Raw genomic sequence first — 12,512 nt, 5'->3', positions numbered from 1 at the left:
GAACGACAGGCCGCACCAGCGGAAAAAGGGGACCAGCAGGATGACCGACGGCACCACCCATTATACCCGCCCCGACGTGGCGGCGTTCCTGGCGTTCCTGAACGCGCAGGAAGGCCCCAAGATGGAGGAGGTGCCGCCCGCGACCGCGCGCGAGATGTTCCGGATGATGGGCCAGCTGGCGGATGTCCCGCGCGGCGAGATCGCGCATGTCGAGGATCGGATGATCCCCGGCCCCGCAGGCGACATTGCGATCCGCATCTATGACAATCGTCCGGGCCGCGGGCCCGGCCCGGTGATGGTCTTTTATCATGGCGGTGGCTGGGTGATCGGCGACCTCGACACCCACGACGCCTATTGCGCCGAAGCGGCGCGCCTGCTCGATATGCCGGTGATCGCGGTCGATTATCGCTTGGCGCCCGAACACCCCTTCCCCGCCGCGCCCGACGATTGCGAAGCGGCGACGCGCTGGGTTGCCGATCATTTCCCCTGCACCGGACTGGTCCTGTCGGGGGAAAGTGCTGGCGGCAACCTCACTATCGCAACCGCCCTGACGCTCCGCGACAAGCCTGCGTCGAAGCCGGTCATCGCGATGTACCCGATCTACCCTGCCGTCACGACGCACGACGACTGGCAAAGCTATCGCGATTTCGGCGAAGGCCATCTGCTGACGACTGGCAGCATGACATATTTCGGCAATCACTATGCCGCCGATCCCGCCGACTATCGCGCCTCGCCGCTCGACTTCCCGGCGGCGGGCCTGCCGCCGACGCTGCTCACCACCGCGGGGCTCGACCCGCTGCGCGATCAAGGCCGCGCCTATGCCGCCAAGCTGATCGAGGCCGGCGTGCCGACGACCTATCGCGAAGCCAGCGGTACGATCCACGGTTACATCAATCTGGCGCAGGGCATCCCGAGCGCGAAAGATGACATCCGCGGTGCCCTGACGGTCTTGAAAGCGATCGTCGCCGAAGCTACCGGCTCGGCATGATCGACCCCAGCACGCTTCCCTACCGCCCCTGCGCCGGTGTCATGCTCGCCAACCGCGACGGCCGGATCTTCGTCGGCCAGCGGCTCGATACGTCGAGCGAGGCGTGGCAGATGCCGCAAGGCGGGATCGACCCCGGCGAAGATGCCGAGGAAGCCGCGATTCGTGAACTTGGCGAAGAAACCGGCATTCACGGCGGACTGGTCGAGATCATCGCGCGCAGCCGCGAGGAATATTTCTATGATCTACCGGACAAATTGATCGGCAAGATGTGGGGCGGCAAATATCGCGGCCAGCGCCAGCACTGGTTCCTGATGCGCTTCATGGGCGAGGATGGCGACGTCAACATCGCGACCAAGCATCAGGAGTTTCGCGCCTGGAAATGGGCCGAACTCAGCGAGATCGAGAAGCTGATCGTCCCGTTCAAGCGCGTGCTTTACCGTGGACTGATCGAGGAATTCGGCCCACTAGTCTGATCGCGCAGCGCGAGCGCGATACGAAAGACATCGGCAAACATTTCAGGCGTCAGCCGTCCGGTGTTGGTGTTGTAACGCGAGCAATGATAGCTATCGACCAGGTGGCGCCCGTCCGCGAGAAGATGAACAGCGCCATGGCCGAAAGGAAGCGCCACTAGCCGTGCTCCTGCCGCCCTCAGCACCGCATCATGCGCAATCCGCCCTAGCGCGATGATCACGCGAACGTGGGGCAAGGCGGCCAGTTGATTCTCGAAAAACGGTCGGCAATTCGCAATCTCCGCGGGGGTCGGCTTGTTCTGCGGCGGCAGGCATTTGACGCTGTTGACGACAATGGCGCCGTCCAGTGTCAGCCCGTCGTCGACCCGCGCGTCGTAACGGCCTTTGCTCAGCCCGAACTCGGCGAGCGTCGCGAACAGCAGGTCACCGGCATAGTCACCGGTGAACGGCCGCCCCGTTCGGTTGGCGCCATGCTTGCCGGGAGCCAAGCCAGCGAATGCTAGCCAAGCATTTGGGTCGCCGAACGCGCGAACGGGCGCATTCCACCAATCGGGATGTTCGGCCTGACATTCACGCCGCAGCGCCACGAGTCGCGGACAGCGCGGGCAATCGCGCGGCGGCTCGGTTCCGGGCAATGGGCTGTCAATTTCCACGCATCTGCGATAGGCGCGGGGCCATGAGCAACGCAATACCGCTTCCTCTCTATGCCATCGGCCTGGGGTCGAACCGCCGCCATCCGCGCTTCGGCGATCCGCGCGCGGTGCTGATGGCCGCGCTCGCGGCGCTGGAAAGCGACGATATCGAAGCGGTCGACGCCAGCCCGATCATCGCCACTGCCCCGCTCGGCCCCTCGCGCCGCCGCTACGCCAATGCGGTGGCGCTGGTCGCATCGACGCTGGCCCCGCCCGAAATGCTGGCGCGCTTGCAGGCCATCGAGGCCGCGTTCGGACGCCGCACCGGGCAACGCTGGGGCGCGCGCACCCTGGACCTCGACATCCTGCTGTGGTCGGGCGGCGTCTGGTCCGACGCAGTGCTGAACATTCCGCATCCGGCGATGGCACAGCGCGATTTCGTGCTGGGTCCGCTGCGCGCGATCGTCCCCGATTGGCGCCATCCCTTGACCGCGCACAGCGTTCGGCAACTGGCCGCACGGCTGGTGCGGGCAAAGCCGGTTGACCGCACCGCCACACCGCACTAGGGCGACGGCTCATTTTGCGCGCCGCGACACGCAGCGCCGGGATGGGCCCTTAGCTCAGTCGGTAGAGCAACTGACTTTTAATCAGTAGGTCGCTGGTTCGAACCCAGCAGGGCTCACCATTTCGTGGTCAGGCGCCGTCGCCCAACCTCATCGGGCAAACCAGATGACGTGACGCGCGCCCTTGCCATTTGACCGCGCCCGCACGCTGACCTGTTCGACCGCGAAGCCCGCCGCGGTCAGGCGGCGCGTAAAGCTGGCGTCGGGGGCCGCCGACCAGATCGCCAGCACACCGCCCGGTTTGAGCGCCGCTTTCGCTTTGGCCAGACCGGCCGGCGAGTAAATTCGATCATTGTCCGGTCGGGTCAAACCATCGGGGCCATTGTCGACATCGAGCAGGATCGCATCGAAAGCCGCGGCTGGGGCTGCGATCGTTGCGGCGACGTCGGCGATGACAATCTCGACCCGGGGATCGTCGAGGCAGCCCGCCGCAAGTGTCGCCATCGGGCCGCGCGCCCAGTCGATGATATCAGGGACCAGTTCGGCGACGGTGACGCGCGCCTGCGGCCCCAAAACGGCCAAGGCGGCGCGCAGGGTGAATCCCATGCCATAGCCGCCGATCAGCATCTGCGCGGAGCCCGGATCGCGCAACCGGGCGCAGCTCATCGTCGCGAGCGCCTCTTCGGAACCGCTCATCCGGCTGCTCATCAACTCGTTACCGCCAAGCGCGATGATATATTCATCGCCGCGCTGAAACAGGCGAAGCTCGTCGCCGCCGGGAACCGGCGCGCTATCGATCAGCTGCCGCGTTTTCAAGGCCTGCCGCCCGTCATGATCCGTTTCCTTGTCACATTCGAATCCGCCTTAGCGGTTCACGGGCCTTTGCCAAACAGGCGGCGCGCGGCCGATGCTTTGCGGGCAATATCTTGGTAGGAGGTCGCGGATAGAATAAGGCGGGCCGCGAACGACGCCAAGTTCGGCATGGAGGCAGAATATCCGATGAAAATCCTATTGACCGGCGGTGCCGGCTATATCGGCAGCCATGTCGCGGCGGCGCTCGTGTCGGCGGGCCACGCGGCCGTGTGTTTCGACAATCTGGCCAATAGCAATGCCGACGTGATCGATCGGCTGGAGGCCATCACCGGTGTCGCCATCCCGCTGGTCGTCGGCGACATTCGCGACGGTGACGCGGTGCGTCAGGCGATCGCCGAGCATGACATCGAGGCGGTGATTCATTTCGCGGGGCTGAAGGCGGTCGGCGAATCGGTCGCCGAGCCGATCAGATATTATGACAATAATGTCCGCGGCACGCTGTCGCTGGTGCAGGCGATGGCCGATTGCGACGTCAAGACGCTCGTTTTTTCCTCCAGCGCGACGGTGTATGGCGAGCCGCGCTATCTGCCGCTCGACGAAAATCACCCGACCTCGGCGACCAATCCCTATGGCCGTACCAAGCTGATGGTCGAGGAAATGCTGTCCGACATCGCCGCCGCCGATCCCGCCTGGCGCATCGCGACGCTGCGCTATTTCAACCCGGTCGGCGCGCATGACAGCGGCCTGATCGGCGAGAATCCGAACGGTATCCCCAACAATCTGATGCCGTTTATCAGCCGCGTCGCGGCGGGACGGCTCAGCGAATTGTCGGTGTTCGGGAACGATTATGACACCCCCGACGGCACCGGGGTGCGCGACTATATCCATGTCCTTGATCTTGCCGACGGCCATGTCGCCGCACTGGACGCAATCGCCAGGATCGAACCGGCGCTGTCGACATGGAACCTCGGTACCGGCCAGGGCTATTCGGTGCTTGATATGGTCGAGGCGTTCGAGCGGGTGAACGATGTCCGCATCCCCTATCGCATCGCGCCGCGCCGCGACGGCGACGTTGCCAGCTGTTTCGCCAGCCCCGAACGCGCCGCGCGCGAGCTGGGCTGGACCGCGCAGCGCGACCTCGACGCGATGTGCGCGTCGAGCTGGAGCTTTGAGCGCACACTGGCGATGCGCAATTCGGGCTAGGGCCGATCGACATTCAGGAGATGGCGGAGCGAAAATGGTGGTTTTTCGTGACCCGGAGCGCAGCGTGCTCAATGCACGTGAGCACCGGAAGCACGGAAATCCGCCATTTGCAGCCCGCCAGAACTGAATGTCGATTGGCCCTAGCCGAACCACCCCGCGGTCTGCGCCAACACCCACAATCCGATCAGCAGAAACATCGCCGCCGCGATCATCCGCACCTTCGCCAGATCGACACGCTTCAGCAATTCATGTCCCAGGAAAATCGCAGGCACATTGGCGATCATCATCCCCAGCGTGGTTCCCGCGGTCACCGCGATGACATCATGATATTGCGCGCCCAGCGCGATCGTCGCGATCTGGGTCTTGTCGCCCATTTCGACGAGGAAAAAGGCGACAAGCGTCGTCAGGAAGGCCCCGAAGCGCGGCCGCGGCGCCGCATCGTCCTCGAGCTTGTCGGGGATCAATGTCCACGCCGCCATCGCGATGAACGAAAGGCCCACGGCGTAGCGGAAAATCGGGCTGTCGAGAAACGCCGCTACCTGCGCGCCGAGCAGCGCCGCGAGCGCGTGGTTGGCCAGCGTCGCCACCAGGATGCCCAGGATAATCGGCATTGGGCGGTTGAACCGCGTCGCGAGCAATATTGCCAGCAATTGCGTCTTGTCGCCGATTTCGGCGAGCGCGACGACCGCGGTCGAGGTGAGCATGGCTTCCATGAAAAAACTCCGGGGCCGGGCGGCGTTGCGATTCCAACGGACATCGACACCCCCGCCCGGCCCGGACGAAGGATGCGATGCCATTGGTCTCGCCCAAGCGGTTCCCCGCTTCCACCGCACCACGACCTCTCGGCCGAGTATGTTGACACGGTGGCCCGTCCAATCGGACGGCTGGCTACTCCCCAGATGACGGGGGCGGGTTAGTCGGGTTGACGGTTTCTGGCAAGGGTTCGGGCGACACGCGCGGAATTTTTCCGCCCGGCTCGACCATTTGTTCCGGCGCCTTGGCGGGGTCGCCGGCGGCTTGCGCGGCCGCTTGGGATTCAGCGATATCGGCATCCATCGCCTTGGCGCGCGCCTCGATTTCCTCGGCCGCCTTGTCGTAACGCGCCTCGAAATCGGGCTCGTCCTTGCACCCGGCGAGCAGCAGCAACGGCAGCAGGGCTATCGCGCCGCGCATCAATAATCCTTGCGGTACCGGATGCTGAGGTTCGATTGCCCCGACCCGCCCGCCTGGCTGAGCAACGACAACGCCGGGGTCAGGCTGATTTCAAGCTGGGTCGCGGTGTAACCGCGCGCGTCGGTGATGACCTCCAGATAGATGTCCTTGGTGATATATTGTCCGGCGGCGAGCGCGGTGCCGCGCCCGACGGTATCGTCGGGGCCAAGGACGCGCAGCCGGTCGATCCCGGTTGCCGACTGGAGCGCGCCGAGCGGGCTCAATCCGGCGCCGCCGCTCCTCAGCGTGTTGAGCGACGAGGCCAACTGCACCGCCTGCAGCGGCGACAAGGTCGTGATCGAATCGCCGAACAGGATGCGCGATACGATCTCGTCCTGCGGCAGGCCGGGGACGCTGGAAAAAGCGATCTGCGGATTGCTGGCGCGGCCCGACACGCTGACATTCACCGTTACGGTTTCAATCGTGTCGCTGGCAAGCAGGCGAATCGCGGGATCGAACGCGTCGCCGGTCGGGAAGGTGACCCGGCCTTCCTGCAGTTCGAACGATCGCCCCGCAAAGCCCAGCGTCCCGCGGACCAGTTCAATCTCGCCGGTGACGCGGGGTGCTTCGGTTGTCCCGCGCAAGACGATGTCGGCCTTCCATTCCGATTCGAGCCCCATGCCGGTGACATAGATTTCGTCGGGCGCCTTGAGCGCAATGTCGAGGCGGATGAGGTCGAACAAACTGCCGCCGACCGCCGCCAGCCCGTCGCCGCTGATCCGCTGGCGGCCCGCCGCGGGTTTGCGCCTTATTCCCGTGAGCACCGGCACCTGCGCCGCGCCTTCGCGGACGATGCGGTACCGCGTTTCGGGAAGACGCAGACTGCCCGACAATAGAGCGGCCTGTCCCGCCACCTTTTCGAGCACCAGATTGCCCGTCGCGCGCGCCGCGATATTTTCGCTGCGCGCCAGCCGCGCATTGTCGAGCGTCATCGCGATGTTCATCGGATAACCATCGGCCTGCGCCAGGCTGATATAGCCCTTCGCGTCGACCTTGCCCTCACCCGCGGTCGCGGTGAGCTGATCGATCTCCAGCCGGTTGCCGGTGAAGCGACCATTCACGACCATGTTGGTCAGCCGCGTGCCATAGGTCTGGTTTTCATAGACCATGTCCTTGCCGCGCACGACGCCCGCCAGGCAGGGATCGGCGACGCTACAGCTGAAATCTGCAGCAACCGCGATCGGACCCTGGATGCTTTGATCGGCCGGCCCAAAGAAGGAATAGAGCGTGTCGGCGGGGCCGTTGTAACGGATGCCGCCGCCCAGCGGCGCGGCGCGAAGCCGGGTCGTCCAGTCGCCAGCGCCGGGACCAAGCGGGCGCAGCGACGCCTGGATGCGACCGATCACGCTGCCGCGCTTGCGCATCACCGCGCGCGCTTCGCCGCCGTCGCTCAGCAGCTTGCCGGCGAAATTGACATCGACCGGCTGGCTGACCGACGCTGCGGTGGTGCGGGTAAAGCCGGTGATCGACAAGCGCGCGTCGGCGCGCGGGAAGCTGTCTGAATTGGCCTGCTCGAAATCCAGGCTGCCCGTCGCGCGGCCGCCCAACCCCATGTCGGGATAGACCGCATTGAGGATCGCCATGTTGACGCGCTCGAGCCGGCTCTGGACCATGATGCCGTCGCCGAAGCGCCCGGCGACGCGCGCGCTGCTGCCGCGACCCAGATTGACCGTCGTCGGCAACAACTCATAGCCGTCGGCGCCCGGAATGATCCGCGCCGGCGACGTGGTGCGGAAATTGATCCCGGTCGCGCGGCCCTGCACCGACGCGCGCCACAATTCGGGGGTCAGGTCGGCATTGGCGGCGATGCGGAACGGCACCCCGCTGGTCCCTTCGACCAGCGCCTGCGCCTTGCCGCGCCCATCGCGATAGTCAATCTTCACCCGCCCGACCGCAATGTCATATTCGCGGATCCGCGTCTGGGCGATCTGGATGTCGGCGACGACGTGCGGGGTGTCATAGAGGGTGACGTCGGCGTCCACGATCGCCGATCCGACGGCAAGTTTGGCCGCTCCAGGCAGCACGACATCATTGGCGCGCACGTTGATCGCCGCGGCCTGATACCGGCCCGCCGCGCTCAATCGCACGAGCCCGCCCAGCCCCTGCCCCGATGCGTTGAGCTGGCCAACGAACGGCCCGGCGCTGCTTTGCACCAATCGCCCGTTGAACCCGATTCCAGACAGATCGCCGCGCTCGACGTCGATCGTCAACGGCCCAGCCGCGGTCAACAGCACGACATCAGCCGCCAGCGGCCCATAGTCGGTGTCGCCGGTCGCCGCGAGGCGATAGCCATTCGGCGCCGCGTTGATCTCTGCCGCCAGATTGGCGAGACCAATGCCAAGGCCGGGTCGTTCGGCGGTCAGCGTCGCGCGCGGGTCGCTGATCGTCCCGGCCAGCTGGACGCCAAGCGGGCCATAGTCGGTCGAATTGGCGCGCGCGGTCAACCGAACCTGCCCGTTCGGCGCATAGCTCCCCTGCCCGCTGACGATCCGCAGCAAGGGTGAGGTCATCCGCAGGTTCGCGAAACGGACGATGCCATCGGTGCCATAACGCACATTGCTGGTCGCCACCGCATTGCCGCCGAGCAGATCGCGCACGCCCGAGTTGAACAATTGCGTCGAGCGCGCCCGAACGCGCCCGGCAATGGCAAAGCCGCCGCCCGGTGCGGTTTCCAGATCGGCATCGGTGTCGATGTCGAAAATGCCGACGCTTTCGATGCGATAGTCGTTGATCCGTCCGTCGATCGCCCCGGTGTAAAAACCGCGCTTCAAATCGGCGATGACGATCGCCTTGGCATCGACACGCGGCGACCGCAGGCGCAGATTGTCGCTGAGTATCCGCCCATTGCTGTAAGCGAGATCGCCGTCGAGCCGGACCTGCGCCAGCGTTCCGCCCGCGACCGCGTCGAGGCCGCGGATCCGCGCCGCGCGGCCCGCGACCGGAATGATGACCTGATCGGCGTCGACGCGCGCCTTGCCCGACAGGCTCAACGTGTCGATGATAATGTCGTTGACCGCGAGCGCCTTCGCATTCGCCTGATACGCAACCGTCGGCAGGTCGAACGCTCCGTCGAGCCGCGCGGTCGCGCGCACCCCATTGGCGCGCACCGACGGCGCGATCGCACTCGGACGGAGCAGCACGAACGCCAATTGCAGCGCCTCATAACGGCTGGTGCCCAGATCGACCCCGCCGCTCACCCCGAGGCGGAAAGCGTCGGACGACAGGCGGCCATCGAGATCGGCTTTCCGCGCATCGAGCCGCGCCGTGAGATCGATAGCGGTTTGCGGACCCAACAGCGCGGCGACCGGACCGGTAAACAGCCGCGACGCCTGCGTCATGCCCTTGACCGCGAACGTGCCATCGCGGCCACTGAGCCCAAGCCGGGCCAGCGGTGCCGCACCGAGATTGGCGACAAGGGTGCCGTTCCATGTCTTCCAGTCGCCGCGTCCCGTCAGCTTGGCCGTCAGCGGTTCGGAAAAGCCGCCCATCGCCGCCAACACGCCGCCCTGCGGCGCCGTAACGTCCAATGTCATCGCCAGCCGGTTTGCCTCGGGAACGGCGTCGAGCAGCAACGCGAGCGTATCGCCCTTTGCATTGGCCCCGACCGTCTCGGCATTGGCGGTGATCTGGGCGCGGCGATCGGCGATTGCGACCTTGCCCGTCAGCCGCGCTTCCTGTCGCTCACCAGCGACCGCCGGTTCAAAAATCAGGCGATCGACGCGCACCGCGCCGACGTCGATATCAAGATCGGGCAGCAGCGGCTCGCCGGTGTCGGGCACGATCCTGAATTCGGGCGTCTTGCGCATCGTCATCGTCGCAGCGGTCGCCGAGCGAACGTCAACATGGTTCGCGAAATAGCGGATCGGCCGCCAATCGACCCTGACCTCGGGCGACGCCAGGAACACCCCCTTCGGATCGGACAGCGTGAAGTTGCGGATCACCATCTGGCCATAAAGGGATCCGTCGAGCCGGCCGATGCCGATCTTCATCCCGTTTTCGAACTCATGTTTTTCGATCTGGGTGACCACGAAGCGGCGTCCGGCATCGCTGTTCAGCCCGACGAGGAACAGCGCGAACAGCAGGATCAGCCCCAGCAGCGCCAGACCAAGCCAGCGCAGGATCGTCATCGGCCAGCCCGGCCGCGCTGCGGTCGGCGCCGCTTCGGCGGCCACAGGCGCCGCACCGGCCATCAGAAGGCTTGGCCGATCGATACATAGACGCTGACCAGCGCCTCACCGGGCTTGCGGCCGATCGGGGTCGCGACGTCGAGCCGCATCGGGCCGAAGTTCGTATAATAACGCGCCCCGATCCCGGCGCCAAAGCGCAGGTCGGAGAAGGTCGGCGCCGACCCGCGATAGACTTGCCCCGCATCGACAAAGCCGACGACGCCGAAATTGCCGAAGCGATAGCGCCCCTCGACCGCCGCCTCGTTGACGCTGCGTCCGCCAATCGGATCGTTGTTGGGATCTTTCGGCCCCAGTTCCTGATAGCCGAAGCCGCGCACCGAACCGCCGCCCCCGGCATAAAAGCGCCGCGACGGCGCCAAGCGTTCGCGCGCGGCGCCCAAGATCGATCCAAAGCGGATGCGGCCCGCAAGCACGATGCTGTCGGTCACCGGATAATAGCCGCTGATATCGACTCGGGTGCGCGCATAGGGCGAGAAGCGCCCCGCTAGCGACCCTTCGGGCTGAATCAGCGACGTGATGCGGAACCCTTTGGTCGGGTCGAGCAGGCTGTCGGTACGATCCATGCCGACTTGGCCGGTCAGTCCGAAAATCGTATAAAAATCGCGGTTTCGCTCGGCGCGGGCGAAATCATAATCGTCCTCGCTCGTCGCGATCAATTCGGCCCCAAAGGCATAGGTGAATTTCTTTTGCCAGATGGGGGTCGAATCAAAACTGACGCGCGCGGCGACGCGGCCGGTGATCGCGTTGAACGCGTTGGTATCGCTCCGGGTCGCTTCGGCGACGAGCTCGAAGGTGCGGTCGCGCCGCCCCGCGTTCGACCGGCGCAGCGTCGCGCCGATGCCCTGCTCCTGCGTTCCCAACACCCCGCGAAAGATCAGCGCGCCTTCGGGGGGCAGCAGATTGCGGTGCGTCCAGCTGCCCTCCAGCCGGATGCCCTCGCCGGTGCCATAGCCCGCGCTTGCCGCCAGCGTCCGCGGCGGCCCCGCTTGCTGGGTCACCAGCATCGTCACATATTCGGTGTCGTCGCCTGCACTTTCGCCGGTTGGCTGGGGCTCGGCGGCGACGGTCGCGAATAATCCCGTGGCGATCAGCGCCTGGCGCAGGTCGTCGACCTTTCGGCTATCGTAAAGCTCGCCGCGCTTGAACCTCGCCAGCACTCCGACATGCTCGGCGTCAAAGGCGAGATCGCCGGTCGTCTCGATGCCCCCGAACCGCGACCTTTTGCCGATTTCGACGGGCAATGTGTAAACCCCGTCGCCGGTCGCGCCGTCGAGCAATATGTCGCGCTGGCCGATCTGAGCGAAGGGATAGCCCTCCTCGGGCAATTTGAGCGCGATGGCAGCTTCGGCGCCCTGGACGCGCTGCGCGACGATCGGCTCACCAACACTGAGCGGAAAATTATCGGCGATCAACGTCGGCGGCACCGTCGGCGCCGCGTTGATGATGATATCGGCCAATGTGTAGCGCGTGCCGGGCTTTACATCGATGACCGCGGTGATCGGGCGGCGCGGTCGCGGTTGCCCTTCCTGGCCTTCCTCACGTTCGCCGCGATCGATGCGCGTGTCGACCACCGCGTCATAATAGCCTTCGGACGCCAGGATGCGCTGCATCAACTCGCCATCGGCGGTCAGGCGGGCGCGTACCATCGCAGCATTGTCGGCCTTGCCATCGCCGTCGTACAGCGCCGACAGATCGCCGAACAGGTCGGCAAGATCCACATCGGTGCTGTCGTCGGCGGGAACGAGGCCATTGACCTGAACGGTATAACCGACGCTGACATTCTCTCGGTCTGTCTCGGCTTCGGCGAATTCGACTGGCTCGACGTCAAAATTTTCAAGCGGCGGCAAGGGCGCAGCGAGTTCGCGGTCGGCGATGGGCGCATCGCCGATGACCTCGGCCGCATCGCCATCGGCCAACGCAGGGACCGGCACCCCGTCCACCGCCGGCGCTGGCGCCTCGGTGGTTGCGTCACCCGTTTTTAGAGCTTCAGCCGTCTGACGCTTTTCAAAGTCGGCGATCGATTCCAAGGGCCGATCGAGTTCGGTATCATCTTCGGCACTGATCGGCGGGATCGCTTTTTCGAACTCCTCGTCGCCGATGATCGGTGCGACCTCTGGCAACACCCCGTCGGGCGGCGGCGGCGACGGCAGTGCGATCGGCGCGGTCGATGCGGCTTCGACCGTGGGCACGACCGGCGGCGGCTCGACCGGCTGCGCGGCGGCGCTGGTTGCCCAGGCCAGACCGCAAACCGACGCCGAAATAATCCATAGCGAGCGCGCCCGCGTCAATCGCACCAGGTGATAATCACGGGAAGTTTCAGGGTTTTGCATCTATCAGCCGTCGATACGGCATCTGTGGCTGGCGCGCGGCGGCGGCGCAACCCGTTTCTATGCCGTGAAACCCCCGATTTACGCTCATTTCGTCGCATATCCGTGCCCGGACAT

General features: G+C 65.6%; 10 protein-coding genes, 1 tRNA gene and 1 riboswitch. Of the genes, 5 read left to right on the top strand and 6 right to left on the bottom strand.

Annotated elements, in window-relative coordinates:
- Positions 1-40 precede the first annotated feature (40 nt).
- Positions 41-988, top strand: a complete 948-nt coding sequence (locus tag FFS68_RS02220; RefSeq protein WP_137751668.1) for an alpha/beta hydrolase — start codon at positions 41-43, stop codon at positions 986-988.
- Entirely contained in the window at positions 985-1,461 is a 477-nt protein-coding gene (locus FFS68_RS02215) for an RNA pyrophosphohydrolase (RefSeq protein WP_137751667.1), read from the top strand. Before FFS68_RS02220 ends, FFS68_RS02215 begins: the two co-directional genes overlap by 4 nt.
- Here FFS68_RS02215 and FFS68_RS02210 read toward each other — a convergent pair.
- A complete protein-coding gene (locus FFS68_RS02210; RefSeq protein WP_137751666.1) occupies positions 1,422-2,111 on the bottom strand; it encodes a uracil-DNA glycosylase in 690 nt (229 codons plus the stop codon). The genes FFS68_RS02215 and FFS68_RS02210 overlap by 40 nt on opposite strands.
- Before the next feature lie 23 nt (positions 2,112-2,134).
- On the opposite strand from FFS68_RS02210, the gene folK reads away from it, so the two are divergent.
- Both folK and FFS68_RS02200 read left to right on the top strand, forming a co-directional pair.
- A complete protein-coding gene (gene folK / locus FFS68_RS02205) occupies positions 2,135-2,656 on the top strand; it encodes a 2-amino-4-hydroxy-6-hydroxymethyldihydropteridine diphosphokinase (protein ID WP_137751665.1) in 522 nt (173 codons plus the stop codon).
- A 43-nt stretch (positions 2,657-2,699) separates the two neighbouring features.
- Positions 2,700-2,775 (top strand) — tRNA-Lys (locus tag FFS68_RS02200).
- A 28-nt stretch (positions 2,776-2,803) separates the two neighbouring features.
- Here FFS68_RS02200 and FFS68_RS02195 read toward each other — a convergent pair.
- Positions 2,804-3,469 (bottom strand): spermidine synthase, encoded by a 666-nt coding sequence (locus tag FFS68_RS02195; protein ID WP_137751664.1) that lies wholly within the window; start codon positions 3,467-3,469, stop codon positions 2,804-2,806.
- A 183-nt stretch (positions 3,470-3,652) separates the two neighbouring features.
- Here FFS68_RS02195 and galE point away from each other — a divergent pair, with 183 nt between their 5' ends.
- Complete coding sequence (gene galE / locus FFS68_RS02190) at positions 3,653-4,669, top strand: UDP-glucose 4-epimerase GalE (RefSeq protein ID WP_137751663.1); 1,017 nt, start codon at positions 3,653-3,655, stop codon at positions 4,667-4,669.
- A gap of 140 nt (positions 4,670-4,809) precedes the next feature.
- Here the strand turns inward: galE and FFS68_RS02185 are convergent, their stop codons facing one another.
- The 4 genes from FFS68_RS02185 to FFS68_RS02170 all read right to left on the bottom strand — a co-directional run bounded on the left by FFS68_RS02185 (position 4,810) and on the right by FFS68_RS02170 (position 12,398).
- Complete coding sequence (locus FFS68_RS02185; RefSeq protein ID WP_137751662.1) at positions 4,810-5,382, bottom strand: TMEM165/GDT1 family protein; 573 nt, start codon at positions 5,380-5,382, stop codon at positions 4,810-4,812.
- A 21-nt stretch (positions 5,383-5,403) separates the two neighbouring features.
- Positions 5,404-5,579, bottom strand: a riboswitch (yybP-ykoY riboswitch).
- The gene (locus FFS68_RS02180; protein WP_137751661.1) at positions 5,558-5,842 is read right to left on the bottom strand and encodes a hypothetical protein; all 285 of its coding nucleotides are present in this window, start codon (positions 5,840-5,842) and stop codon (positions 5,558-5,560) included. Its footprint overlaps the riboswitch before it by 22 nt.
- The gene (locus tag FFS68_RS02175; RefSeq protein ID WP_137751660.1) at positions 5,842-10,071 is read right to left on the bottom strand and encodes a translocation/assembly module TamB domain-containing protein; all 4,230 of its coding nucleotides are present in this window, start codon (positions 10,069-10,071) and stop codon (positions 5,842-5,844) included. Before FFS68_RS02175 ends, FFS68_RS02180 begins: the two co-directional genes overlap by 1 nt.
- Complete coding sequence (locus FFS68_RS02170) at positions 10,071-12,398, bottom strand: BamA/TamA family outer membrane protein (RefSeq protein WP_137751659.1); 2,328 nt, start codon at positions 12,396-12,398, stop codon at positions 10,071-10,073. The genes FFS68_RS02175 and FFS68_RS02170 overlap by 1 nt, the downstream gene beginning before the upstream one ends.
- Positions 12,399-12,512 lie beyond the last annotated feature (114 nt).

This window comes from Sphingopyxis sp. L1A2A (assembly GCF_005502465.1).
Classification (GTDB): Bacteria; Pseudomonadota; Alphaproteobacteria; order Sphingomonadales; family Sphingomonadaceae; genus Sphingopyxis.
Note: the sequence above shows the minus strand (reverse complement) of the source record. Positions and strands in the feature narration are given on the sequence as shown.

Bases quoted from the DNA above. Each gene is read 5' to 3' on its own strand.
- FFS68_RS02220 (WP_137751668.1), top strand. From the start codon at position 41: ATGACCGACGGCACCACCCATTATACCCGCCCCGACGTGGCGGCGTTC.
- FFS68_RS02215 (WP_137751667.1), top strand. From the start codon at position 985: ATGATCGACCCCAGCACGCTTCCCTACCGCCCCTGCGCCGGTGTCATG.
- folK (WP_137751665.1), top strand. From the start codon at position 2,135: ATGAGCAACGCAATACCGCTTCCTCTCTATGCCATCGGCCTGGGGTCG.
- galE (WP_137751663.1), top strand. From the start codon at position 3,653: ATGAAAATCCTATTGACCGGCGGTGCCGGCTATATCGGCAGCCATGTC.
- FFS68_RS02185 (WP_137751662.1), bottom strand. From the start codon at position 5,382: ATGGAAGCCATGCTCACCTCGACCGCGGTCGTCGCGCTCGCCGAAATC.
- FFS68_RS02180 (WP_137751661.1), bottom strand. From the start codon at position 5,842: ATGCGCGGCGCGATAGCCCTGCTGCCGTTGCTGCTGCTCGCCGGGTGC.
- FFS68_RS02175 (WP_137751660.1), bottom strand. From the start codon at position 10,071: ATGGCCGGTGCGGCGCCTGTGGCCGCCGAAGCGGCGCCGACCGCAGCG.
- FFS68_RS02170 (WP_137751659.1), bottom strand. From the start codon at position 12,398: ATGCAAAACCCTGAAACTTCCCGTGATTATCACCTGGTGCGATTGACG.